Genomic DNA, 24778 nt, shown 5'->3' with positions numbered 1-24778 from the left:
CGCGATATAGGGGGATCCTATGAGTTCCGCACAAGCAGCAGGCGGGCACTGGCCCGGAGCACATGAGTATGGCCGCGCCGCCCGCGAGGCGTTCAGGGCCGTGTCCGAAGCCTTCGAGCAGATGGGCGGCCACCACCACCGTCACCACGAGCACCGGCAGCGGGGCCGGCGCGGCGGGCCCGGTGGCCCCGGCGGTCCCGGCCCATTCCCGTTCGACTTCGGCCGCGGCGGACCCTGGGGCGGCCCCGGCGGCCCGTGGGGCGGCGGGCACCGCGGCTGGGGCGGCCGCGGCCGCAAGGCCAAGCGGGGCGACGTCCGCGCCGCGATCCTGGCCCTGCTCTCCGAGGAGCCGCGCAACGGCTACCAGATCATCCAGGAGATCGCCGAGCGCAGCGAGGGCGGCTGGAAGCCCAGCCCCGGCGCCGTCTACCCGGCGTTGCAGCAGCTCACCGACGAGGGCCTGGTCATCGCCGAGGAGAACGAGGGCCGCAAGTCCTTCCGCCTCACCGAGGAGGGCCGCACCTACATCGAGGCGCACGCCGACGAGGTGCGCGCCCCGTGGGACGAGATGCGACCGGACATCGACGACAACACCGCCGATCTCTGGCACATCGCCCGACAGTCCGCATTTGCCATGATGCAGGTTCTTCAGACCGGAAACGACGCACAAATCCGCGAAGCGCGTAAGACTCTGGTAGAGACCCGACGCAAGCTCTACCAGATCCTGGCCGACGGCGAACCCGGCGAGGAGTGAACGAGCCGGCTTCGCCGCTCGCCCAGCGGGCGGCGGAGCGACGCGACGGGGACGACGCGGCGGCACCGGGCGACCGGGCCGCCGCACCGAGGAAGGCAGAGACATGCGCATGACCGGCGTCACCAGGGATGACCGGTTCGGGGAGAGCGAGGAACCGGCAGTGGACCGCAACGATCTCCGCATCGGCGACGCCGAGCGTGAGCAGACGATGGCCGCCCTGCGCGAGCACTTCGCGCAGGGCCGCCTGACCCATGAGGAGCTCGACGAGCGACTCGACCGGACGCTGGCCGCCAAGACGGCCCGCGACCTCGGCCAGGTGACCGCCGACCTGCCGGGGGCGACGGCCGGCCTGCCGGGGCAGCAGCCCGCCCCTGACCTTCGCGAGCCCATGCCCCAGTGGGACCGGGACGCCTGGCGGTCGTCGATGCACGCGCACCGGCAGCAGATGCAGGCGATGCACCACGCGCGGCGCGAGATGCGCCGGCAGTGGTCCCAGCAGCAGCACCCGTGGCGCCGGAGCCGGGGACCGCACCCGATCCTGCCCGTGCTGTTCGTGTTCATGGTGCTCGGGTTGATCTTCGGCGGGTTCGGGATCTTCAAGGTGCTCTTCGTGGTGTGGCTGGGAGTCATGCTCTTCAGCCTCGTCCGCCGGCGTTTCCACCGCCGCGGCTGACGGCCCGGCCAGATCGTTTTTGGGCCTTGACCCTGTCAAGGGCTCAATTGATGATCTGGGCGGGTCTTCGACGCGAAGGGAACACCGTATGACCGAGCACGGCACTCCGGGTGGCCGCACGAACCCGTTCGCCGCCGTCGCGCACGCTGACGGCCTCGTTCTGGACGCGCCGGAGTACCAAGCCGGGTTCGACCACGACTACGAGCACAACACCGAGCCGATGTGGAAACTGGAGCGCGCGCAGATCTTCTACGAGCCGGACGTGGCGAGCTGGCGGGCGATGATGGACGGCGACTGGGCGGGCTCGCTGGCGCTGGCCGACCGCATGGCGGAGCCTCTGACCGACTACTTCCGCAGCCGGGCGCCGGTCCGGCGGGTGCGGGTGGTGGACTTCCCGATCACCGCGTACCTGCAGTGGGAGATGCACGTGCTCGCCCTGCGCGCCCGGGCGGGCGCCCCCTGCCGGGTGGTGGCCGCCGCGCGGGTGGCGGCCCTGGACCCCCTGCCGGAGCTGGTGATCTTCTCTCCGTCCCTGATGTACGAGGTCCTCTACGACCGGTACGGCGGGGGCAGGGGCGGCCGGCGGATCACCGATCCCGCGGTGGTCACCCCCTGCCTGCGGGCGGTCGAGGCGCTGTTCGCCGAGGGCGAGGACCTGCTCACCTTCCACCAGCGGGAGATCGTCCCGCTGCCGCCGCCGGTCGTCACGGACCGGATGCGGGCCGCGCTGCCCGCCTACGCGCACCGCACCGAGGAGTTCAGGGTCTGACCTCCTCGTTCACGCAGCGCAACACCGGGAAGCCGGTCAGCGCCCCGGCGTCCAGCTCCCGGGCGGAGGTGACGCGGAAGATCGTGCTCTCCCCCGGCAGCAGGGTGACGAGCTGGTCGTCGACGGAGGCGCCGGGGTCGAGCCGGTCGGGGAAGAGGGCCAGCTCGCGCAGCACGGTCACGGCGGTGACGATCACCCGGTAGCCGTCGTCCGTGCGCTCGACGTGCGCGTCGAAGGCCGCCCTCGGGAACGCCACGGCGGTGTCCTCGGCGTAGCAGCGCACGGTCCGGACGCCGCCGAGGCGGGCGGTGAGCAGCTCGCGCGCCGGATCGTCGGGAACGGCGACGGACGCGGGCAGCGCCACCTTGGTCACCGACCTCGGGTGCACGCGCACCTCGACGACCTCCTTGGCCAGCGGCCGGCCGGCGAGGTCCCGCCGGACCAGGCGCAGCTCGCCCGTCCAGGGCTCGGCGGCGTCGTTGACCAGGGCCAGCTCGCCGTCCTGGACGGTGAGCAGGCGGTCGGCGTAGGCGCGGCGCAGCGCGTACCAGAGCGGTTTGCGGCGGCCGTCGCCGTCGATCGCCGACCACGACGTGACCGGCCAGCAGTCGTTGAGCTGCCAGACGATCGTGCCCATGCAGTACGGCATGAGCGAGCGGAACCGCTCGATCCCGAACGCCATCGCGCGGGCCTGGTTGAGCTGGGTGTAGTAGTGCCAGTCGTCGAACGTCTCCGGCTGAGGCAGATGGTCGCCGAGCCCGCGCAGCAGCTTGGCCTGCCCGTCGGCGGCCTTCTGGTGCGCCGAGTCCGGGGTGAGCGGCTCGTCGGAGGAGGACCGGCGCAGGGTGGCGTAGGCCGGCGGCCCCTGGAAGCCGAACTCGGCCACGAACCTGGGCCGGTAGCCGGCGTAGCGCGTGTAGTCCTCGCGGTTCCAGACGTCCCAGATGTGCACGGTGCCGCGCGCGGGGTCGTTCGGCGGCAGTCCGGGGGCGCCCGAGTAGGGGCTGCCCGGCCAGTACGGGCGCGCCGGGTCGAGCTCGGCCACGATCGACGGCAGCAGGTCGTGGTAGAAGCCCGCGCCCCAGCTCCGCCCGTCGAGCCGGTCCTGCCAGTGCCAGTCGGCGTGGCCCTCCAGGTTCTCGTTGTTGCCGCACCACACGGCCAGGCTCGGGTGCCGGGCGAGCCGGGCGACGTGCTCGCGCGCCTCGGCGGCCACCTCCGAGCGGAACGGCTCCTCCTCCGGGTAGGCGGCGCAGGCGAACGGGAAGTCCTGCCACACCAGCAGGCCCAGCTCGTCGGCCAGGTCGTAGAAGCCGTCGCTCTCGTACCGGCCGCCGCCCCAGACGCGCAGCAGGTTGACCCCCATGTCCGTGGCCTGGCCGAGCCGCTCGGCCAGGCGCTCCCCGGTGACGCGGGCGGGGAAGCAGTCGTCGGGGATCCAGTTGACGCCCCTGACGTAGACGGGGACGCCGTTGACCTTGAGCGTGAACGCCTCGCGGTCCAGCTCGACGTCCCTGAACCCGATCCGGCCGTGCCACTCCTCGCCGCCGAGGCGCACGGCCAGGTCGTACAGGGGCTGGTCGCCGTGGCCGCGCGGCCACCACGGCGCGGCGCCGGGGACCCTGAGGGCGAGCACCGCGCTCCGGCCGTCGACGCGCTGCTCCGCGGTGACCCCGGCGATCTCGGCCGACAGGGTGAGCGGGCCCTCATGCGTGCGCTCGATCCGGACGTGCACGTCCACGCTGCCGTCGGCGCGCGCGAGCGGGCGCACCTCGGCCAGGCGGGCGCCGCTCCAGGCCGACAAGCCGATCGGGCCCCAGATCCCGGCCGTGACCACGGTCGGGCCCCAGTCCCAGCCGAAGTTGCAGGCCATCTTCCTGATGAACGGGTACGGCTCGTCGTAGGCGCCGGGCCGCTCCCCCAGCGCCGCCCGCTGCTCATCGGCGTAGGCGTAGGCCGAGCCGAAGTGCACGGTGAGCTCGTTGCCGCCGGCGCGCAGCAGGTGGCGGACGGGGAAGCGGTAGGAGCGGTGCTGGTTGGCGGTGCTCCCGATCCGGGTCCCGTTGAGGGTCAGCGTCGCCACCGTGTCCAGCCCCGCGCACACCAGGTCCGTACGCTCGTGCTCGTCCGGCGACCAGGTGAAGGTGGTGCGGTAGGTCCAGTCCGTCCGGCCGATCCAGGCCAGCCGGTGCTCGTTGTCGTCCAGGTAGGGGTCGTCGATCATCCCGGCGGCGAGCAGGTCGGTGTGCACGCAGCCGGGCACGGTCGCCGGAACCTCCGCGAGGTCCCGCGACGACAGGGTCCAGCCGGCGTGCAGCGGACGGTGGTCCAAGAAGATCTCCTTAGCAGTCTTCGAGCCGGGCGCACGCCACGTGGTGCCCGGGTTCGGCCTCCAGCAGGCCGCCCGAGCCGCCGCGCCGGTGGTAGAGGCAGGTGTCCACGGGGACGGCGTCGTCCCAGGCCGCGTGCAGGCGCGGCACGGCCGCCAGCAGCTCGCGCGTGTAGGGGTGCAGCGGGTTGCCGAAGACCCGGCCGGTCAGCCCCATCTCCACCACGCTGCCCGCGCGCAGCACCACCGTGCGCTCGGCCAGGTAGTTGCCGAGCGACAGGTCGTGCGTGATGTACAGCACCCCGAGGCCCCTGGCCTTCAGCTCGGCCAGCAGGTTGAGCACGTCGATGCGGGTGGAGGCGTCGAGCATGCTGGTGATCTCGTCGGCGACCAGCAGCTTGATCTCCAGCAGCAGCGCACGGGCGATGAGCAGGCGCTGGAGCTGGCCGCCGCTGAGCTGGTGCGGATATTTGCCGAGCACCTGGTCCGGGTTGAGCCGGACGTCGCGCAGGCTGACCGCGACCCGCCGCGCCCACTCGGCCGCGGGCACGGCCGGGTAGTAGGTGTCCTTGATCATGGCGAACACCCGGTCGGCCTTGAAGACCGGGTTGAAGGAGCTGAACGGGTCCTGGAAGATGCCCTGGATGTGGCGGTAGTACTCCTTGCCGGCCCGGACGGGCACGCCGTCGAAGGTGATCGAGCCCCTGGTCACCGCGTTGAGCCCGAGGACCATCCGGCCGATCGTGCTCTTGCCGCTGCCGCTCTCGCCGATCAGGGAGACGACCTCGCCGGGGACGACCTCGAAGCTCACCTCCCGCACGGCCGTGACGCTCTTGCCGCCGAAGGCGCCGATCCGGAACTCCTTGGTGACGTCGTCGAGTTTGAGCATCATGCCTTCCAGCAGGCGACGTGGTGGCCGGGGGTGGGCTCGGTCACCGGCGGATCCTGCGCGCACTCCTCGCCCGCGATGGGGCAGCGGTCGCGGAAGCGGCAGCCGGCAGGCGGGCCGAGGAGCGAGGGCGGGCTGCCGGCGATGCCTTCGAGCCGCCGGTCGGCGTAGCGGACGCCGACCTCGGGCAGGGCGTCGAGGAGCAGCCTGGTGTACGGGTGCCGGGGCGACTTGACGATCACGTCGGCGGGTGCCTTCTCGGCCAGCCTGCCGGCGTACATGACCATGATCGTATCGGCGATGTGGTGGGTGAGCGCGAGGTCGTGGGTGACGAAGATCATGCTCTTGACGTAGCCGCTGTCGCGGAAGCCGAGCAGGGCGCGGGCCACGGCCTTCTGCGTGGAGACGTCGAGCGCGGAGGTGACCTCGTCGGCGATCAGCAGGGACGGGTCCAGCAGGGTCGAGATGACCATCACCATGCGCTGCTTCATGCCGCCGGACAACTCGATGGGGTAGCGGTCGAGCACCTCGCGGGGCAGGCCGACCTGGTCCATGCGGCGTTCCAGCTCGGCGGCGTCGACGGCCACGTCCCTCGATCGGAGCAGTTCGGTGACCATTTTGCGGATCTTGCGGGTGGGGTTGAGCGCGCTCATGGCGTACTGCGGGATGAGGGAGACCTTCTTGAAGCGGAAGTCGTTCATCGCGCGGTCGTCGTCGATGGGCAGCTCCTCGCCGTCCAGGACGACCGTGCCGCCGGCGTGGCGCATCCGGCCGTCCATCCGGATGAGGCTCTTGCCGAGCGTGCTCTTGCCGCAACCGGACTCGCCCACGAGGCCGAGGATCTCGCCGTCCGACAACCCGAACGACATGCCGTCGAGGGCGCGGACCTCGCCCTTGAGCGTCCTGTAGTACACCCTCAGCTCGCTGACCTGCAGGCTCATGTCTCCCTCAGTTTCGGGTTGAAGACCTCGTCGAGGCCGACGTTGGCGACGTACAGGGAGCCGACGATGGCGGTGATGGCCGCCCCCGGAGGCACGAACCACCACCAGAGGCCGAGCTGGAGGGCGCTCCACTGGTTGGCGTTCTGCAACATCAGGCCGAGCGAGACGCCCTCGGTGGGGCCGAGGCCGATGAAGTCCAGCGAGGAGGCGATGAGGATCGAGCCGCCGAACAGCAGGATGAAGGTCATGAACAGGTAGGAGCTCATGTTCGGCGCGATCTCCCTGGTGATGATCCGCCAGGTGCCCGCGCCGCTCATCCGGGCCAGGTCCACGAACTCCCTGGTACGCAGCGAGAACGTCTGCGCCCTGATCGCCCGCGCCGCCCACGGCCACTGCGTCAGCCCGATGAACAGGCCCTGCACGGCCACGCTCCTGATGCCCAGGTAGGCGTTGATGATCAGCAGGACGGCCAGGGTGGGGATGACCAGGATGACGTTGGTCAGCATGTTGAGCACCTCGTCCACCAGGCCGCCCCGGTAGCCGGCCACGAAGCCGACGAGCATGCCGATGGCGGCCGCGATGCCGCCGCCGATCACGCCCACCGCGAACGTGCTGCGCAGGCCGTGCACGAACTGGGTGAAGACGTCCTGGCCGAAGGTGGTGGTGCCGAGCCAGTGCTCGCCCGATGGCGGGCTCATGACGCGCAGGCCGTACTCGTTCGGGACGCCGGTGCTCAGCAGCGGCCCGATCAGGCCGAGCACGAGCAGCACCAGCACGAGGCCGAACCCGAACAGCAGCTTGCCGTTGCGGGCCGCGAAGTAGAGCGCCTCGCGCCGCACCCCGGCCCGCTCGCGCGGCTCCACTTCCTGAAGTGCTGTCATGCCCGCGCACCCGCCATTCCCGCCCTGGTACGCGGATCGACCACGACGTAGACGATGTCGATGATGAAGTTGGCGATCAGCACCCCGAGCACGATGAACAGGAACGTGCCCTGGAGCAGGAAGAAGTCCTTGTTCTGGATGGCCTTCAGGATGAGGCTGCCGAGCCCCGGATAGGCGAAGACGATCTCGGTGACCAGGGCGCCGGCCACGAGCACGCCCAGTTGCAGGGCCAGGCCGGTGATCTGGGGCAGGACGGCGTTGCGGAAGGCGTAGCGGCGGATCAGCCGGGACGGCGCGCCGAGCGCCGACAGGTAGGTGGAGTAGTCGGACTCCAGCTCATAGATGATCATGTTGCGCATGCCGATGGCCCAGCCGCCCAGCGCCACCAGGAACAACGACAGGAACGGCAGCGTCCAGTGGTGCAGCAGGTCGAGCAGGAACGTCCAGGACCAGTTCGGCCGCATCGAGAAGCTGTAGCCGCCGGCGACCGGGAACAGGCCGGCGATCACGCCCAGCGACCAGGCCAGGAGCGCGGCCAGCCACATGTACGGCATGGCTGTCAGCACGTACCCGATCGGGAGCACGGTGTTGTCGAGGAGCCTGCGCCTGGCGGCGTAGGCGCCGAACCGGTTGCCCACCACCCAGCTCAGCAGCACCGACGGGATGATCAGCGCCAGCGTGTACGGCACCGCGCGGGTGATCACGTCGGCGACCGGCGTCGGGAACAACCAGATGCTGATCCCGAAGTCCCCCTGGGCCAGGGCGCCCCAGAAGTTGACGTACTGCTGCCACAGCGGCTGGTCGAAACCGAACAGGTTGTTGTAGTAGGCCCGCATCGAGTCCACCGCCGCGGCGTTCGCGACGTTGGCCCTGGCCACCATGCTCGCCACGGGATCGCCGGGCATGAAGCGCGGGATCATCCAGTTGACCGTGACGGCGACGAAGAAGGTCAGCCCATAGATCAGGAGTTTTCTACCGAAATAGCGACGCACGCGTGTCTCTCCGGAAAGGCCCTCCGCCCCCGGGGTCCTGGGGGCGGAGGGGGAGGGTTCGTCCGGTCAGGAGCCGGCGGGCTGGAGCTGGGTGAGCGTCTCGAAGCCGCCCAGTTCGAGCCAGTTACGCCACATCACGGCGCCGGTCTTGGGCGCGCCGCCGGCCGCGGCCGGCCAGTTCTTCCACACGCTGGTGCTGGACTGCGCCCAGAGGCCGTTGTACCAGAGCGGGATGACCGGCATGTCGTCCAGATGGATCTGCTGGAGCTGCGAGGTGATCTTCTTCATGCCCTCTTCGTCGTCGGTCTTGACCTGGTCGAGCTGCTGGACGAGGTCCCAGGCCTTCTTGTTCTCGTAGCGGGCGAAGTTGACCGTGTTCTGCTGCTTCTGGATCGGCAGCTGGAACAGGTACTCGTAGTAGGTGTACGGCGAGTTCGAGAGCTGGCGCTCGTTGTTGACGAGCAGGTCGAAGTCGCCCTTGGCGCGCTTCTCCACCAGCGCGTTGAAATCCGGGAAGTCCGGGGTGATCTGGATGCCGGCGGTCTTGGCGCTGGCCGAGATGGACCTGGCCGACTCCATCCAGTCGGTCCAGCCGGACGGCACGATCAGCGACAGGGCGATCTTGGAGCCGTCCTTGTTCTCCACGTACCCGTCGCCGTCGGCGTCCTTGTAGCCCGCGTCCGCCAGCGCCTTCTTGGCCTTGGCCGCGTCGAAGGCGAAGCCCGCCTGGGAGACCACGTTCTGGTCCACGAACTTGTCCCACTGCGGCAGCAGGCCCGTCGGGCTGGCGGCCTTGACGAGGTTGCCGTACACGCCTTCGACGATCTTCTTGACGTCGATCGAGGAGGCCAGCGCCTTGCGGAAGACCGGGTCGTTCAGCGGCTTCTTCGTGGTGTTGGGCACCAGCCAGGCGGTGTTGGCCGACAACATGTACGGGGGCTCGGGGTAGTAGGTGGTCAGGCCGAAGTTCCCCTGCACCAGGTTGGCCACGCCGGGCAGGAAGTTGTTGCTCAGGTCCAGGCCCTTCTGCAGCAGCATGCCCATCGCGACCTCGTTGCTCGGGGTGGCGATGTCGACGATGTAGCGCGGCTTGGGCTCCATGTTCAGCGCCGCCTTGCCCCACCAGTCGTCACGCCGCTGCAGGACCACGCGGTCCTGGTCCTTGCTCAGGAACGTGTACGCGCCCGTGCCCACCGGGTTCTCGTTGACGCCGTCGAGAACCTCCTTCTCCGAGCGGCTCTTCCAGACGTGCTCGGGGACCATCGAGCGGGTGTAGAGCATGAAGTCCCACTCCTGGTAGTTCGCCTTGGAGAAGGTGAACGTCACGGTCTGGTCGTCGGTCGCCTCGGCGCTCTTCAGCCAGTTCCACAGGTTGTGGTAGGGAATCGTCTCCATCTTGCCGAGCCCGAAGGAGAAGGCGACGTCCTTGGCGGTGAAGGGCTGGCCGTCGGCCCACTTGACGCCGGGACGGAGCTTGACCTCGTATGTGGTGTCGCCGGTCCACGCGCCGCTGGCGGCCAGCCAGGGCGTGAGCTTGGCGGCGGTGGTGTCGTAGTGGAACAGCGTCTCGTAGACCAGGCCCTTGGTGCCGATGGCCGAGTCCCACTCCCGGATGGGGTTGAAGTTGGCCGGCGGCCCCCATTGGGTGCCTGTCGTGTAGAGCGTCTCGTTGCGTGGCAACTGATCGGGATTGGCACTGGCCACCGCGCCCTGGCTCTGCGGTTGCGAAGCCGGCGGGGTCGGCGTGGATCCGCCGCCGGTGCAGGCCGCGGCGAACAGGGCCGCCGCCGCGAGCGGGATCAAGATCCGAGCCCGGTTACGCATCGCTTCTCTCCTTCCTCCGCGCCCGGCGCGAAGGCTCGCACGTGCTTGTCGACACCCCGATGGGCCGGCTTTCCCGGCGGGCGGCGGGCTCTCTTCGCGCCGCCCCTGGGAGCGCTCCCAGGGCTGACGCAAAGCACGCTCCCCCCAGGAGTCCGGTGAGCGATCACTCTTCTTCAGGCGCAGGCCGGCTAAGTCCTGCTGAACCGGATAAGTACCGCGAACGTAAATTCCGCGTGTCCATGCCGTCAAGGGCCGTGACGCTTTCGAGACGTGGCTCTGCAAACGCTCTCGCAGACGGGCATGCGGCGCAGGCTGGGCGGATGCGGCGAGAGGCGGCTCGGCGGGCTAACCGGTTCAACGTTCAGTGCGCGCCGCAAGGCGATCGAACGGAGTGCGGGTCCCATGCGTACCTCTCACCGTAGAGACGATCCGGGGAAGATCGCCTAGACGCCTCAGTGATCACTTTGGTTTACCTAAATTTCAGGAAATCTAGAGATCCAGATGACAAATAGGTCACGACCCCGACAGAATGCGGAGCCATCCAGCCGTCTACCGCAACTGGAGGAACACCCCTATGCGTAGACCCCTTGGGGTAATCGCCGCTCTCGCGAGCCTGGCGGCCTTCTGCACGCCCCTCAGCGCGGCAGAGGCCACCGCGGCGTCCGAGACGTCGACGGCGATGACATCGACGCAACTCAGGTGCCGGGTGAGCGTGGCCAGGCCGCGCCTCAAAGGCACCGCACTGAAGATCTCGACCACCGCGACCCGCCGTGGCTGCTTCGGCTCCGCGCTGCTCCGCATCCGCGTCAAGCGCGCCGTCCCGGGCCCCGACCCCGTGGTCAAGAGCGGCGCCACCAGGAAGGGCCGGCTCACGCTGAGCCTGGCGTGCGTGCCGGGCACGTACTACGCGACGGCCACCGACTACCGGGGCCGCTCCGCCAAGTCGCGGGCCGCCAGGCTGACCTGCGCGCCCGGCGAGGGCAGCACCCCGGCGCCCACGACGACCCCCACCACGCCGCCCCCGTCGTCGGGCACCGTGGGCAACACCGTGGGCAGCACCGTGGAGAACGAGGTCCTGCGGCTGACCAACGCCGAGCGCGCCCAAGGCGGCTGCCAGCCGCTGAAGCACGATCCGCAACTCCGCGCCGCGGCCTTCGGCCACTCCTCGGACATGGCGCGCACGGGTCACTTCGACCATGACTCCCAGGACGGCCGCACGTTCATGGACCGCATCAAGGCGGCCGGCTTCACCGGCGGATCGGCCTTCGCCGAGAACATCGCCTTCGGCCAGCCGACGGCCGCCTCGGTCGTCCAGGGCTGGATGAACAGCCCCGGCCACCGGGCCAACATCATGAACTGCCGGTACAACCTGATCGGCGTCGGCGCGGCCACCAGCTCCCAGGGCCGCATCTACTGGACGCAGGACTTCGCCGGCCGGTAACCCGCGGGTGGCTCGTCCCGCCGCTGACGATGGTGGCCAGGTGAATCGGGTGCCGACGGCGCCCGGACCCTGGCCCCACCGGCGAAGCTCAGCCCATGTCTTCGAGCTTGCGGCCCTTGGTCTCCCTGACCCACCGGGTGACGAAGAAGAACGACAACGCCGCGAAGAAGGCGTACCCGGCGTAGGTGAGCGGCAGGTTCCACTCCGACAGAGCCGGGAACGTCACCGTGATCAGCCAGTTGGCGATCCACTGGGCGGCGGCCGCGAGGCCGAGGGCGGCGGCGCGGATGCGGTTGGGGAACATCTCCCCCAGCAGCACCCAGACCACCACGCCCCAGGAGAGCGCGAAGAAGAGCACGAACGTGTTGGCGGCGACGAGCGCGACCGTGCCCTGCGGGTTCGGCAGGCTGACCGACTCGCCGACGAGCCGGGCCGCGCTGAACGCCCACGCCGCGGCGGCCAGCGAGACCGCCATGCCCGCCGAGCCGATCAGCAGCAGCGGCTTGCGCCCGATCCGGTCCACCAGCGAGATCGCGATGAACGTGCCGATGATGTTGATGATCGAGCTGGAGAAGCTGATCAGCAGGGAGTCACTCTGGTTGATGCCGACCGACTGCCACAACACGGACGAGTAGTAGAAGATCACGTTGATGCCGACGAACTGCTGGAACACCGACAAAACGATGCCGATCCAGACGATGCGCTGCAGCCCGAGCGCCGGGCCGCGCAGATCTTTCACGCCCGGCACGCGCTCGGTCCGCAACACGCGCTGGATCTCCGCGACGCGGCCGTCGAGGTCCACGTCGTCGCCCTCGACCTCGGCCAGCACCGCACGCGCCTGCTTGGTGCGGCCGGACATGATCAGGTAGCGGGGCGATTCGGGGATGTTCAGGGCGAACAGCAGGTACAGCAGGGCCGGCACGACGCACGCGCCCAGCATCCACTGCCACGCCTCCAGGCCCCCCAGCGCGTTGTTGACGTTCCCGCCGGCCAGCCGCACGATCAGGTAGTTGACGAGCTGCGAGACCGCGATGCCGAGCACGATGGCGAGCTGCTGGAAGGAGCCCAGCCGCCCTCGGTAGGCGGGCGGGGCCACCTCCGCGATGTACGCCGGCCCGAGCACCGACGCCATGCCGATCGCGAACCCGGCGACCACCCGCCAGATCGCCAGATCCCAGATCGCGAACGGCAACATCTGCCCGATCGAGCTGACGGCGAACAACAACGCCGCCACCTGCATCGACCTGGTGCGTCCCCACCGGTCGGCCAGCCCGCCGCCCACCCACGCCCCCACGGCGGAGCCCAGCAGCGCGATCGCCACCACGAACCCGGTCTCGACGGCCCCGACCCGGAAGTGGTTCTGGATCCCGATGACCGCGCCGTTGATGACGGCGCTGTCGTAACCGAACAGGAACCCGCCGATGGCCGCCGCCGCCGTGATGAACACGACGTGCCCCAGATGCTCATGATGGGTGTACTGAGTAGCCATGCAGGTCCTTCCCCCGGATGAGGGACATACCCGCAGGTCACACACGTATTCGCATCACAGCCTGGGATCGACCGGCTCGGATTCGAGGGCCAGCACGGCGAAGACCGGCTCGTGCACCCGCCAGCCCGCCTCGCCCTCCGCCAGCCGCGACAGCGCCTCCAGGCCGAGCGCGTACTCGCGCAGCGCCATCGAGCGTTTCTTGCCGAGGAAACGCCGGCGCAGCACGTCGAGCGACTCGGTGTAGTCGGGGCCGTAGATGATCCGCAGGTATTCGCGGCCGCGCACCTTGACCCCCGGCTGCACCCGCCCGGGCGTGTAGGCGGCCGGCTTGACCACCATGCCCTCGCCGCCCGCCGCCGTCATCGACTCCCACCAGGCGGTGGCCGCGGCCCGCGACTCGGGCGAGCCGAGCGTGACGGACACGTGCCGGGTCGCGGCGATCAGCGGCGAGTCGAGCCGGGCGAGCATGTCCAGGTGCCAGGCGTGCGGCTCCAGCGCCGTCGCCCGCCGCTCGCAGGCCAGGATCTGGAACGGCGCCACCTTGATGCCCTCCAGGCCGTCGACCGGCCAGCAGTAGCGCGCATACGCCGCGCGGAACAGGGCAGCGTTCGCTGTGCGGCGCCGGGTGCGGTCCAGCAGACCACCCACATCCAGCCCGCGCCCGGCCGCCGCTTCCAGAGCCGAGACCGCCTCGGGCAGCGCGGCGCCCGCCGCCGCGCCCACCGAGGCGTACTGCGACCTGATCAGGCCGCCGGCCTTCGCCGACCAGGGCAGCAGCTCACAGTCGAGCACCACCCAGTCGGAGCCGAGCTCGGCCCAGAGCGGCTCGCACGCCGCGCGCAGCCGCTCCACCAGCGGCGCGGTGTCGTCGAAGAACGGCCGCCCGGTGCGCGTGTAGACCGCGCCCGTGCTGCCGTCGGCCACGCCGAACTTGGCCGCCGCCACCTCGGGCGTTCTGGCCAGCACGGCGACGGCCCGCGAGCCCATGTGCTTCTCCTCGCACACGACCTCGAGCACCCCGGCCGCGGCGAACTCCTCGAACGCCTCGTGCGGATGCTCCAGGTAGCCGTCGAGCCGGGAGGTCTCCGGCGGGGCCATGGTGGGCGGCAGGTAGACCAGCCAGCGCGGATCCACCGCGAACCGGCTCATGACCTCCAGCGCGGCGGCCGCGTTCTCCTCCATGACCTTGACCCGGGTGCTGAACCGGGTCTCGACGTACCGGGTGCCGATCACGTCGTTGATGTCGAGCATGCCCGGGTCGCGGCCGGGGCCGCCGAGCGGCTTGGACGGCTCGTACCACACCTTCTCCGCTGGAACCTGGACGATTTGGCGCTCCGGGTAGCGCAGCGCGGTCAGGGTGCCGCCGAACACGCAGCCGGTGTCCAGGCAGATCGTGTTGTTGACCCACTCGGGCCGGATCGTGGGGGTGTGGCCGTAGACGACCATCGCCCGGCCGCGGTAGTCGTCGGCCCACGGGTAGCGGACCGGCAGGCCGTACTCGTCGGTCTCACCGGTCGTGTCGCCGTACAGGGCGAAGGAGCGCACCCGGCCGGAGGCGCGGCCGTGGTAGGACTCCTTGAGTCCCGCGTGCGCGACGACCAGCCGTCCGCCGTCGAGCCGGTAGTGGCTGAGCAGGCCGTCCATGAACGTCCGCGCCCGCTGCGTGAACTCGGGCGGCTGGGCGGCGAGCTGGTCGAGCGACTCCCGCAGGCCGTGCGTGGCCATGACCTTGCGGCCGTTCAGCGCGCGCACCAGCTTCTGCTCGTGGTTGCCCGCCACGCAGATCGCGGTACCGGCCTCGACCATGTCCATGACCAGGCGCAGCACGCCCGGCGTGTCGGGGCCGCGGTCCACCAGGTCGCCGACGAACACCGCCGTACGGCCCTCCGGGTGGGCGAGCCCCTCCCAGCCCAGCTCGCGCAGCAGCGTCTCCAGCTCCGAACGGCAACCGTGGACGTCGCCGATGATGTCGAACGGGCCCGTCAGCTCCGTCCGGTCCGACCACGCCTTCTCGTACGTGATCGCCGCGTTCTCGATCTCGTCGAGGCCGCGCAGCACGTGCACCCGCCTGAACCCGTCGCCGGAGATCTTGCCGAGCGAGCGGCGCAGGTCCTTGCGCTGGCGGATCACCACACCCGGGCCGAAGGCGCGGTCGGGGCGGCCGGCGTTGCGCTCGATGGCCACCTCCTCCGGCACGTCGAGGACGATCGCGTCGGCCAGAACGTCGTGCCGTCTGGCCAGGTCGAGCAGGCTCCGGCGGGCGGCGTACTGGACGTTGGTGGCGTCGACCACGGTGAACAGGCCCCTGGCCAGGCGCACGCCGACGATGTGGTGCAGCAGGTCGAACGCGGCGGGGGTGGCCGACTGGTCGTTCTCGTCGTCGGCGACCAGGCCGCGGCAGACGTCGGAGGAGATGACCTGCGTGGGCGTGAAGTGCCGGGCCGCGAACGTCGACTTCCCGCTCCCCGACACGCCGACGAGCACGACGAGGGACAGCTCAGGAACGCTGATCACGGGTGAAGACTCCCATCTGGGTGGGCGGGCCGACCTCGGGGTCGTCCTCGCCCACCGGCTCGAACGCGACCTGGTAGCCGAAGCGGCCGGCCACCCGGGTGGCCCAGCCGGCGAACTCGGCGCGGGTCCACTCGAAGCGGTGGTCGGGGTGGCGCAGGCCCGTCAGGAACTCGTAACGGACGTTGTAGTCGATGTTGGGGGTGGTGACGAGCACGTGCCGGGGCTTCGCCTGGCCGAAGACGACGTGTTCGAGCGCGGCCAGCCGGGGCGGGTCGACATGCTCGATCACCTCCATGAGGACGGCGGCGTCGTAGCCGGTCAGGCGCTTGTCGGTGTAGGTGAGCGCGCCCTGGAACAGGGTGAGCCTGGCGCGCTTGGTGTCGGCCATGCGCTCCAGGCGCAGCTTGCGGGCGGCGATGGTGAGGGCCATCGGCGAGACGTCCATGCCGCCGACCCTGGTGAACCTGGGCCTGGCCAGCAGCGCGCCGACCAGATCGCCCTGGCCGCAGCCGAGGTCGATCACGCTGGCCGCGCCGAGCTCCTCCAGCTTGGCCAGCACGGCTTCGCGGCGGCGGGTGTTGAGCGGCTTGGGCTTGGGCCGCTCCCCCTCCGGGCCGGCTCCCGGCTCGGCCACCGTTTCGGCTCCCGTTTCGGCCACCGTCTCGGCTCCCGTTTCAGCCACCGTTTCGGCTCCCGGAGCGGCTTCCGGATCGGCTCCCGTTTCGGCTTCCAGGTCGGTGGGGGGTTCCTCCGGCACGGCGGGCTCCAGCGCCTCCTCGGTCTCGTCGCCCAGCTCGGCCAGCCTGGCCAGCGCCGCGCGGGCCAGGGTCCAGCGCCGTCCCAGGTAACGCCGGGTGATGAGCCCGCGCTCCGGATGCCCGCGCAGCCACCCCGCACCGGCTCTGATCAGCTTGTCGACCTCGTCGGGCGCGATCCAGTAGTGCTTGCCGTCGTCGAGCACCGGGAGCAGGACGTACAGGTGGTTGAGCGCGTCGGCGAGGCGGACGGTCCCGGTCAGGGTGAGCCGGACATATCGAGATTCGCCCCACTCGGGAAAGCCTTCGTCGAGCGGCACCGCCTGCGCGCCGACCTCCCACCCGAGCGGCTCGAACAGCCGCCGCGCCAGCTCGGGCCCGCCCCTGCAGGGCAGCGCGGGCAGCCGGAGCTCCAGCGCCAGCGCCGTGTCCGGCAGCCCCGGCCTGGCCGTGCACCGTCCGGCCCGCGCGGTGCGGAAGACGTCTCCCAGCGCCACGGCCAGCAGCGAGGAGGCCGCGTAGGGGCGGTCGTTGACGTACTGCGAGAGACTGAAGTCGGGCGAGCCCTTGCCGCGCGACCTGGCCAGCGCGATCGGATCGACCTCCAGCATGAGCGCCACCGTGCAGCGCTCGTCACCGGCCTCCGGGTAGAACACCGTGGCCGCGCCGAAAGACTGGCTGAACTCCTGCACCCGCCCGGGATGCTTGTGCAGGAGGAAGCCCAGGTCGGTGGCGGGCCTCGCGGTGGTCGTGATCGTCAGCAGCACCTCCCAAGTGTGCCGTAACCGCGCGAAGCGCCGCCAACCGATTACTACACGTTCGGGAGGATTTCGGCGGCGATCAGCTCCAGGTGCTCCAGGTCGGCCAGGTCCAGGATCTGCAGGTACACCCGCTCGGCGCCCAGCTCCGCGTACTGACCGATGCGCTCCAGCACCTCGGCCGGGGTGCCGATCAGGCCGCTCTCGCGCAGGTTGTCGGGATTCTCGCCGATGGCGGCCGCGCGCCGCTCCACCTCCGCCCGGTCGCGGCCCACGATGGTCGTGTGCGCGCTGGAGAAGGTCAGGGTACGTCCCGTCTCCCCGGCCGCCTCGCGCACCCTGGCGAAGGCCGCGCCGGTGTCGGCCGGCGTGCGGAACGGCACGTTGTACTCGTCGGCGTACGCGGCCGCGAGCCGGGGCGTGCGCTTGGCGCCGATCCCGCCGATGATGATCGGCGGCCGGGGCCGCTGCACCGGCTTGGGCAGCGCGGGCGAATCGGCCAGCCGGTAGTAGCGGCCCTCGAACGAATACTCCTTCTCGGCGGTCCACAGGCCCGTGATGATGTCGAGCTGCTCCTCGAACCTGCCGAACCGCTCGCCCGTCGGAGGGAACGGGATGCCGTAGGCCGCGTGCTCGGCGTCGAACCAGCCGGTGCCGAAGCCCAGCTCGACCCGGCCGCCGCTCATCTGGTCCACCTGCGCCACGCTGATCGCCAGCGGTCCGGGCAGCCGGAACGTGGCCGGCGTCACCAGCGTGCCCAGCCGGATCCTCGACGTCTCCCTGGCCAGGCCCGCCAGCGTGATCCAGGCGTCGCTCGAGCCGGGGCCGGGGTCGCCCGGGCCGATGCGCTGGTAGTGATCAGAGCGGAAGAAGGCATCGAAACCCAGGCGTTCCGTGGCCTGGGCAACCGCTAGCAGGTCGTCATATGTCGATCCCTGCTGGGGCTCGGTGAAGATTCGCAGCTTCATGCCCACATTATCCGCACACTTCGGACGCGAACCGGAAAAGACCCGCGCTGTGCCGTTCCGGCTTGCTAGCGTTCACGCGCCAGCGCCGTACGTAGCCGACCGACCACGTGGAGTGGCCAATGCAGCGGCACCCGAGGGAACCGGGCCTGCTTCCACGCCCTCTCGCGCTCCTGGGGGCCCTGCTGCTCACCGCCGCCACGGGCGTCGCGATCCGCCTGCTGCCCGGGGGCGCCGCGCCGGCACCCGAGCCGCCGCCGGTGGCGAGGCACTCCCCTGCCGTCTCGTCACCGGCGGCTCCGCCGGCCCCCGCGTTCCTGGTGTTCGTCGACACCGCCCGGGAGCCCGGCTTCGACCTGCCCGCCGAGTCCCGCCGCACCGGCGTCCGCCGGTACGCGCTCGGCCACCTCGTCGCGGGTGGCGACGGTTGCGCCCCCACGTGGGCAAGACCGCCCCTTCCAGGCCACGAGCGGACCGGGCCGCTCGATCCTCCCCGGAAGCGGACCAAGCCGCTCGGCTTATCCCAGACACAGGCCGGGCGCCGGAAGCGGGCCGAACCGCTCCATCCGGGTGGGAAGGCGGTGGCCAACCGGATCGGCGGGCTCAGAGCGCTGGGCGGGGACGCCGAGCCGGTCTTCGGCGGCCCCGGCGGCCGGGAGCTGGCCGCCGCCTGCGCGGCCCCGGACGACCTGGCCGCCGCCTACCGCAGGGTGATCCGGGCGTTCGGCGCCACCGCGATCGCGTTCGAGGCCCCCGGCGACGACGACCAGGCCACGGTGCTGCGCAGGGCCCGAGCCCTCCGGGCCATGCAGCGCGAGCGGCCGCTGCGGGTGACCTTCACGCTGCCGCTGCGGCCGTACGGGCTGGCGCGGGAGGACGTCGCCCTGCTGCGCACCACCCGCCGGGCGGGCGCGAAGATCACCACTGTCAACCTGCTGGCCGGCGTCGAGCCCCGGACGGCTCCAGAAGGCCGCCTGCGCAGGATGTCGGCGGCCGTGCGGGCGGCCAAGAACCAGGTCGCGCGGGCCCAAGGAGTGCGCGACCCCGGGGCGGCCTGGGGGCGCATCGCGCTGACGCCCGTACTGAGCGGAAAGTCCGATCTGAGCGAGCTCGACGCCCGCAAGCTCTCCGCCTACGCCACCCGCCACGGGCTCGCCTGGTTGTCACTTCGCGGAGCTCCGCCCCAGGAGGAGGTAGCAGGCATTCTCTCGCGCACCCATCGCTGACTATAGGATTTGCCACATAACGGGCGGCGAAGGGGGGCGTGATGGCGGCGCGTCCACAGACTGCGCGCAAGATCCTGCTCTATTGGATGGACGCCATGATGGCCGTCATGGCCGTCATGTTCGTGACGCTCGCCGTCCTGTACGCGGCCCAGGGCCTGCTCTCCCCGCTGCACATGTCGATCACCGTCGTGTGCATGCTCGGCTTCTTCGCGCTCTTCCCCTTCCTGCTGAGAGAGGCCTTCGACAGGCGGCCACGGCCTACGCCGAAGCTGGCGCTCGCGGGGCTGTTCGCGGCGGGCGCGGTGGCGCTCGTGCCGCACCAGACGATAGACGGCCTGGTCACCTGGCAGGAGATCGGCATCCTGTGGTTGTCGACCGCCGCGCTCTACCTGCCCATGGCCGCGACCGCCTGCCTCACGGTGGCCGTGGTCGGCCTGGTCAGCGGCTACGTCGCGCTCAGCAGCGGCCAGTCGCTGCTGGTCACGCTGGCCGCGGAGACGCTCAGCGCCGTGCTCATCATCAGCGCCATGCTGCTGTGGCGCTGGCTCTGGTGGGTGATCAGGGACGCGCACGACAGCAAGGAGGCCAAGGCCCGGCTGGCGGTGGCGGAGGAGCGGCTGCGCTTCTCCCGCGACCTGCATGACCTGCTCGGTCACAGCCTGTCGGTGATCACGCTGAAGAGCGAGCTGGCGGCCAAACTGGCGACCAAGGACGCCGGGCGGGCCGCCGCCGAGATGGCCCAGGTACGCCGGCTCATCGACGACTCGCTGGCCGAGGTGCAGCAGGCGGTGCACGGCTACCAGACGCTCGACCTGGACGAGGAGCTCTCCGGCGTCCGCGCGGCGCTGGAGGCGGCCGGCGCCCGCTGCGTGATCGACGCCCGGATCGACGACCTGTCGCCGGCCGCCAGGGCGCTGCTGGCGTGGGCGGTGCGCGAGGGCGCGACGAACGTGCTCAAGCACAGCGCGGCCACACACTGCGCGATCACCATCGACGACGGCGTGCTCGAAATGCGCAACGACGGCGTGACGAGGCGGCCGGCCGATCCCGGCAACGGCCTGCGCGGCCTGTCGGAGCGGCTGGTCGCGGCGGGCGGCTCCTTCTCGGCGGAGCCGACGGCGGCGGGCGAGTTCCTGCTGCGCGCGGTGGTGCCCGCATGATCCGGAACGCGACGAAGCTGGACAAGGTCCGCTGGCTGACCGTCTACTCCACCGACATGCTTCAGCTTCTGTCGCTCTTCGGCTATTACGACCTGTTCCTCCGTGTGGAGCTCGGGCTCCCGGTGCCGGTGGTCGTGGGAGGCGCGGTCCTGCTGCTGGTCTTCAACGTGCTCTCGACGCGGCCGTTCAGGATCGCCATCAGAGGCGGCCGGCGTCCCACGGCGCTGCTGGTCGTCACCGGGGTGATCGTCTGCGTGCTGTCCGTCCTAGGACTCATGTGGGCGATTCCGACGTGGCTGGCGACCCTGGCGCCGTTCGTCCGCAGGCGTACCATCATCGTCGCGTCGGCCGCGTCGATCTTGCTCTTCGCCCTCTACGTGGGGGTGGTCGACCAGATCTTCGTGCCGTTGGTGGTGGCCATACAGACGGTGTTCACCCTCATCTCCGTGCTCGCGGTGATCGCCAACCTGAAGCTCTGGCGGATGGCCAACGAGGCGCACGGCGGGCAGGAGGCGCTGGCCAGGCTGGCGGTCTCCGAGGAGCGGCTGCGCTTCGCCCGCGACCTGAGCGACCTGCTCGGCCAGAGCCTCACCGACGTCGCGGCGCGCACGGCGCGCGCCGAGCGGCTCCTCGGCACGGATCCCGCGGCGGCCGAGTCGGAGATGTTCGGGGCGCGCGACCTGGCCAGGCAGTCGCTGCGCGAGGTGCGCTCCGTCGTGCAGAACTACCGGGCCGTCGACCTGGACGAGGTGCTCGCCAGCGTACGGGCGGTGCTGGAGGCGGCGGACGTACGCTGCACCGTGCGCGCCGAGACGGGCTCGCTCGCACCGGAGACGCGCACGCTGCTGGCCACGGTCGTCCGTGAGGGCGCCACGAACGTGCTGAAGCACAGCAAGGCCGAGCGGTGCACGATCACGATCGAGAACGGAGTGCTGGAGATGTCCAACGACGGGGTCAGCGGACCGGCGGGCGAGCACGCCCCGAACGGCCTGGCGGGCCTGGCCCAGCGGGTACGCGAGGCGGGCGGCAACCTGGAGGCCGAGCCGACGCACGAGGGCCGCTACCTGCTGCGGGCGGCGATGCCCGCATGAGCGCACGCGGCGGAGAGGGAGACGAGACCCGCATGACGGCCCGGAGGACGTTCGCATGAGCACGCGCGTGCTGCTCGCCGACGACGAGCACCTGATCCGCGGCGCGATCGCGGCCCTGCTGGACCTGGAGGAGGGCATCGAGGTCATCGCCCAGGTCGGCAGGGGCGACGAGGTCGTGGCCGCCGTCGCCGAGCACCGGCCCGACGTGGCCGTGCTCGACATCGAGATGCCCGGGATGGACGGCCTGAGCGCGGCGGAGCAGATCAGCTCCGCGTGCAAGATCGTCATTCTGACGAGCCTGGCCCGCCCCGGCTATCTGCGCCGGGCCATGGCGGCGGGCGTGAGCGGCTTCCTCGGCAAGGACGCCTCGGCGGAGGAGCTGGCGATGGCCATCCGCAAGGTTCAGGCGGGTGGCCGCTACCTCGACGCGGAGCTGGCCGCCGCGGCGATGGCGGCCGGCGACAGCCCCCTGACCGAACGCGAGCGCGACGCCCTGCGGCTGGCCGGCGACGGGGCCTCGATCTCCAAGATCGCGGCCGAGCTGCATCTGACCGAGGGCACGGTCCGCAACTACCTGTCGAGCGCCATGACCAAGCTCAACGCCCAGAACCGCCTGGAGGCCATCCGCACCGCCCAGCGCATGGGCTGGCTCTGACCCGCCGCTGACACTCGCTCTGACCCGCCGTCAACACGCCAAAGGGCACAGAACGTCAGTCCGCTTCAGCACTGAGCGATAGGCGGTGCCCGCGTTGTGCTCGTCCTCAGCCGCCTGACGCGGCGGCCTGCCATCCAGCAGAGGAGTATCCATGAGTACACGGGGGAACGACCGCCGCGCCAGGGCCACCGTCCTGCGCCGGCACGGGTGCGGGCGCTGACGGCACCGACACCTGCGACGCGGAGACCGAGTTCTTCTGCGAGAACTAGCAGTCCACGGGAGGCCGGCGACGGGGAGACCGGCCTCCCACCCGGGCGGCTCGACCGAAGAGAACCGGCCTCCTACCCGGGCGGCTCAGCCGAAGGGCACCAGGACGCCGGTGGAGCCCGGCTGGGCGTGCAGCTCGATGCTCTCCGGCGTCACGTTCCCCACGAGGTCGAACGGCACGATCACGGTGACGCTGCCGCCGGGGTTCACCGTCTCCGTCAGGGAGTCCTTCAGGTAACCCGCAGCCTTCACCGACGCCGCGTACTGCCTGCCGCCCGCGTTCAGCTTCTGCTGCGCCGCAAGGTAGGTCACCGGCCGGTCGCCCCGGTTGTACACGGCGACGTGCACGAGCAGGAACCGGCCCTGCGCCTCGGCGCCGGAGACGGTGGTGCCGACCTGATCGCTCCACACGAGCTGCATCACGGTGAACGCCATGTCGCCGTCCTGCGCCATGACACCGATGCCCGCCCCACGGACGGCGGCTCCGACGACGGGAGCGACGGGATCATCGCTGCGAACGGCGACGAAGGCGGCGACGGCGATGAGGACGACCGCGACCCCGCCACCCCCGAACATGACCAGTGCTCTGCTCCTCTTGCGCGGCGGTTGTCCGGGCTCGCCGTCAGCGGGCTGCGGGTGTCGCTCTTGGGGCAGCGGGCCTGCCATCGGGCCTCCGATCAACCGGGAAGAGGCAGAGCGTAGCCGTGCGACGCGATCGAAGCGGCGGGGTTGTCCGGATTGTCATGTCCAGAAGTGGACACGGGCTACGCCTTGACGAGCAGCGCCCACGTGCGAGGTCATCGGGAAGCGGCTCGCGTTATCAGCCGATCACGTTGTCCGGCCGGTCCAACCACACCTGCTGACCTTCTGGTGACCGTCATCCCGAACCGCTCCCTGCCGGGCTGCCCCCAGGACACCCACCGGAAGTAAGCGTCGGTCACCTCCTCCCACAAGGGACGTGCACCCATCTGGTAGACCCTGTGGTCACGCCTGCCGTGACGGTGCACCGCGGCCGCCCACCGGCCCGCATGCTCCGGGTCGCTGACGTACACCACGAACCGGTCTTCCTCCCGGCTCACGTGCGCGCACAGCCACGAAGCGAAGCGAAGCGGCTCAGGCGCTGCGATCTGCGTCGCTCGGCGACAGCGGTGACGCCTGTGTACGCCTCGGACAGCAAGTTGCGCACGGATGTGGGGCGCGCCTCCGACCTCGGCCGACGCGCGCGCTACATCCAGCTCGCGGACATACTGCCTGGTCTGCTCGAAGAACTCACCCGAGTAATCCACGCCAGCGGCGGTAACCGCCGCGACGAGCTGTACGGGAGACGGCCGAATGTGCCGGCAGTCACCCACGCACATACGGCCGTGCGTGGGCTGAAAAGCCCCCTGCCCTTGTCCCTCGGCGCTTCTAAGGGTCGTCGCAACACACCTGATCAATTAGTCGTTGCGGGGAGCATAGCGAGACGCTCGGCTAGGCTGCCCAAGCCGAGCGTCCTTTGCCATGTTGCATGGACGGCCCTGACGATTAAGCTGACCCGTCATGTCCGAGAGGATGCGCTTCTTCTACGAAGGCGAGCCCGAGCCGCAGACGGCCGAGGAGTGGGAAGCGTTCATGAACGATCCCGAACGCTCCCGCGGCTATCCAGGGATGCTCCCGGCGGAGGACATCACGGAGGAACAACTGCTGGAGCAGACGTCGGCGGTCAACACCCAGTCCATCGTGGACACCACTGACCTGCACGAAACCACCCCAGAGCCGGGTGACCCACCCGCCGAAGACACCGACCCGCCGACCGTGGTCGCCGCGGGGCCGGCCAAGGACGCGACGGGCGTGCCACCCCACACCGAAATCTGGGTTGTGTTCAGCGAGCAGGTCACCGAAGCTCGGATGGCGCTGAAGGGGCCCAGCGGGGAGCCGATCGCCGGGATGTCCAGGCAGGAGAACGAGGACATCGCGCAATTCCTGCCGGAGAAGCCGCTGACCGCCAACACCCGCTACACCGTAGAGGTCTCCGGCGCCAAAGACGCGGCCGGCAACGTGATGCCCGCCCCGCACAGCTGGTCCTTCACCACAGGCGGCCCGGACACCGACCCACCCACGGTGAATGGCACTCACCCCGCCGAGGACGAAACCAACATGCCGGTGGACACTGCCGTCATTATTGGCTTCAACGAGGCGGTATCCGGCGTCCAGATCACGGTCAAGGACCCGTCGAACGCGACCGTGCAGGGAACGACCGCCGGCGACACCGCCAAATTAAGGTGGACATTCACCCCCGCCTCGCCCTTCACCTCCTCGACGGCCTACCGAGTCGAGGTGAGCGGCGCCAAGGACCGCTCCGACAACATCATGGAGCCCTACACCTGGACATTCACCACAGCCGGGGATGTGTGATCACCGACTGC

At 70.5% G+C, this 24778-nt stretch carries 20 protein-coding genes; 9 read left to right on the top strand and 11 right to left on the bottom strand.

Features of this window, described 5'->3' with window-relative positions:
- The first annotated feature begins 19 nt into the window (after positions 1-19).
- The 3 genes from ACWD0F_RS25140 (at position 20) to ACWD0F_RS25130 (ending at position 2196) form a co-directional block, all read left to right on the top strand.
- Positions 20-754 carry a PadR family transcriptional regulator gene (locus ACWD0F_RS25140; protein ID WP_449879319.1) on the top strand — a complete coding sequence of 245 codons (735 nt, stop codon included), beginning with the start codon at positions 20-22 and terminating at the stop codon, positions 752-754.
- Positions 755-857: 103 nt separating this feature from the next.
- Complete coding sequence (locus ACWD0F_RS25135) at positions 858-1427, top strand: DUF1707 domain-containing protein (protein WP_449879317.1); 570 nt, start codon at positions 858-860, stop codon at positions 1425-1427.
- Positions 1428-1515: 88 nt separating this feature from the next.
- The gene (locus tag ACWD0F_RS25130; protein WP_449879315.1) at positions 1516-2196 is read left to right on the top strand and encodes a DUF6879 family protein; all 681 of its coding nucleotides are present in this window, start codon (positions 1516-1518) and stop codon (positions 2194-2196) included.
- Here ACWD0F_RS25130 and ACWD0F_RS25125 read toward each other — a convergent pair.
- From ACWD0F_RS25125 to ACWD0F_RS25100, 6 genes are all read right to left on the bottom strand, one after another.
- Entirely contained in the window at positions 2186-4528 is a 2343-nt protein-coding gene (locus ACWD0F_RS25125) for a glycosyl hydrolase 2 galactose-binding domain-containing protein (RefSeq protein ID WP_449879313.1), read from the bottom strand. The genes ACWD0F_RS25130 and ACWD0F_RS25125 overlap by 11 nt on opposite strands.
- A 10-nt stretch (positions 4529-4538) precedes the next feature.
- Positions 4539-5414 (bottom strand): ATP-binding cassette domain-containing protein, encoded by an 876-nt coding sequence (locus ACWD0F_RS25120; protein ID WP_449879588.1) that lies wholly within the window; start codon positions 5412-5414, stop codon positions 4539-4541.
- The gene (locus tag ACWD0F_RS25115; protein WP_449879312.1) at positions 5414-6355 is read right to left on the bottom strand and encodes an ABC transporter ATP-binding protein; all 942 of its coding nucleotides are present in this window, start codon (positions 6353-6355) and stop codon (positions 5414-5416) included. Before ACWD0F_RS25115 ends, ACWD0F_RS25120 begins: the two co-directional genes overlap by 1 nt.
- Entirely contained in the window at positions 6352-7236 is an 885-nt protein-coding gene (locus ACWD0F_RS25110; protein ID WP_449879310.1) for an ABC transporter permease, read from the bottom strand. Before ACWD0F_RS25110 ends, ACWD0F_RS25115 begins: the two co-directional genes overlap by 4 nt.
- Positions 7233-8228: an ABC transporter permease gene (locus tag ACWD0F_RS25105; RefSeq protein WP_449879308.1), complete on the bottom strand. Its 996-nt coding sequence runs from the start codon at positions 8226-8228 to the stop codon at positions 7233-7235. Before ACWD0F_RS25105 ends, ACWD0F_RS25110 begins: the two co-directional genes overlap by 4 nt.
- Before the next feature lie 66 nt (positions 8229-8294).
- Positions 8295-10052, bottom strand: a complete 1758-nt coding sequence (locus ACWD0F_RS25100; protein WP_449879306.1) for an ABC transporter substrate-binding protein — start codon at positions 10050-10052, stop codon at positions 8295-8297.
- Positions 10053-10626: 574 nt separating this feature from the next.
- On the opposite strand from ACWD0F_RS25100, the gene ACWD0F_RS25095 reads away from it, so the two are divergent.
- Positions 10627-11493 (top strand): CAP domain-containing protein, encoded by an 867-nt coding sequence (locus ACWD0F_RS25095; protein WP_449879304.1) that lies wholly within the window; start codon positions 10627-10629, stop codon positions 11491-11493.
- A gap of 88 nt (positions 11494-11581) precedes the next feature.
- Here the strand turns inward: ACWD0F_RS25095 and ACWD0F_RS25090 are convergent, their stop codons facing one another.
- Genes ACWD0F_RS25090 through ACWD0F_RS25075 form a run of 4 tightly spaced genes read right to left on the bottom strand, consistent with a single transcriptional unit; the run spans position 11582 to position 17977 of the window.
- Complete coding sequence (locus tag ACWD0F_RS25090) at positions 11582-12982, bottom strand: sugar porter family MFS transporter (RefSeq protein ID WP_449879302.1); 1401 nt, start codon at positions 12980-12982, stop codon at positions 11582-11584.
- Positions 12983-13036: 54 nt separating this feature from the next.
- The gene (locus ACWD0F_RS25085) at positions 13037-15496 is read right to left on the bottom strand and encodes a polynucleotide kinase-phosphatase (protein ID WP_449879300.1); all 2460 of its coding nucleotides are present in this window, start codon (positions 15494-15496) and stop codon (positions 13037-13039) included.
- Positions 15480-17018: a 3' terminal RNA ribose 2'-O-methyltransferase Hen1 gene (locus ACWD0F_RS25080; protein WP_449879298.1), complete on the bottom strand. Its 1539-nt coding sequence runs from the start codon at positions 17016-17018 to the stop codon at positions 15480-15482. Before ACWD0F_RS25080 ends, ACWD0F_RS25085 begins: the two co-directional genes overlap by 17 nt.
- A gap of 44 nt (positions 17019-17062) precedes the next feature.
- A complete protein-coding gene (locus tag ACWD0F_RS25075) occupies positions 17063-17977 on the bottom strand; it encodes an LLM class F420-dependent oxidoreductase (RefSeq protein WP_449879296.1) in 915 nt (304 codons plus the stop codon).
- Between the two features lie 119 nt (positions 17978-18096).
- Between ACWD0F_RS25075 and ACWD0F_RS25070 the strand changes: the two genes are divergently transcribed.
- The 4 genes from ACWD0F_RS25070 to ACWD0F_RS25055 are packed head-to-tail and all read left to right on the top strand — an operon-like array spanning position 18097 to position 22106.
- A complete protein-coding gene (locus ACWD0F_RS25070) occupies positions 18097-19200 on the top strand; it encodes a hypothetical protein (RefSeq protein ID WP_449879294.1) in 1104 nt (367 codons plus the stop codon).
- 41 nt (positions 19201-19241) lie between these two features.
- A complete protein-coding gene (locus tag ACWD0F_RS25065; protein ID WP_449879292.1) occupies positions 19242-20360 on the top strand; it encodes a sensor histidine kinase in 1119 nt (372 codons plus the stop codon).
- Positions 20357-21451: a sensor histidine kinase gene (locus ACWD0F_RS25060; RefSeq protein WP_449879290.1), complete on the top strand. Its 1095-nt coding sequence runs from the start codon at positions 20357-20359 to the stop codon at positions 21449-21451. Before ACWD0F_RS25065 ends, ACWD0F_RS25060 begins: the two co-directional genes overlap by 4 nt.
- A gap of 55 nt (positions 21452-21506) precedes the next feature.
- The gene (locus ACWD0F_RS25055) at positions 21507-22106 is read left to right on the top strand and encodes a response regulator transcription factor (protein ID WP_449879288.1); all 600 of its coding nucleotides are present in this window, start codon (positions 21507-21509) and stop codon (positions 22104-22106) included.
- A gap of 354 nt (positions 22107-22460) precedes the next feature.
- On the opposite strand, the gene ACWD0F_RS25050 is transcribed toward ACWD0F_RS25055, so the two are convergent.
- Entirely contained in the window at positions 22461-23039 is a 579-nt protein-coding gene (locus ACWD0F_RS25050) for a DUF4352 domain-containing protein (protein WP_449879286.1), read from the bottom strand.
- A gap of 873 nt (positions 23040-23912) precedes the next feature.
- On the opposite strand from ACWD0F_RS25050, the gene ACWD0F_RS25045 reads away from it, so the two are divergent.
- A complete protein-coding gene (locus tag ACWD0F_RS25045; protein WP_449879284.1) occupies positions 23913-24767 on the top strand; it encodes an Ig-like domain-containing protein in 855 nt (284 codons plus the stop codon).
- Positions 24768-24778: the final 11 nt, after the last annotated feature.

Source organism: Nonomuraea sp. NPDC002799 (assembly GCF_053592075.1).
This window is presented reverse-complemented; position numbering and strand designations above follow the sequence as displayed.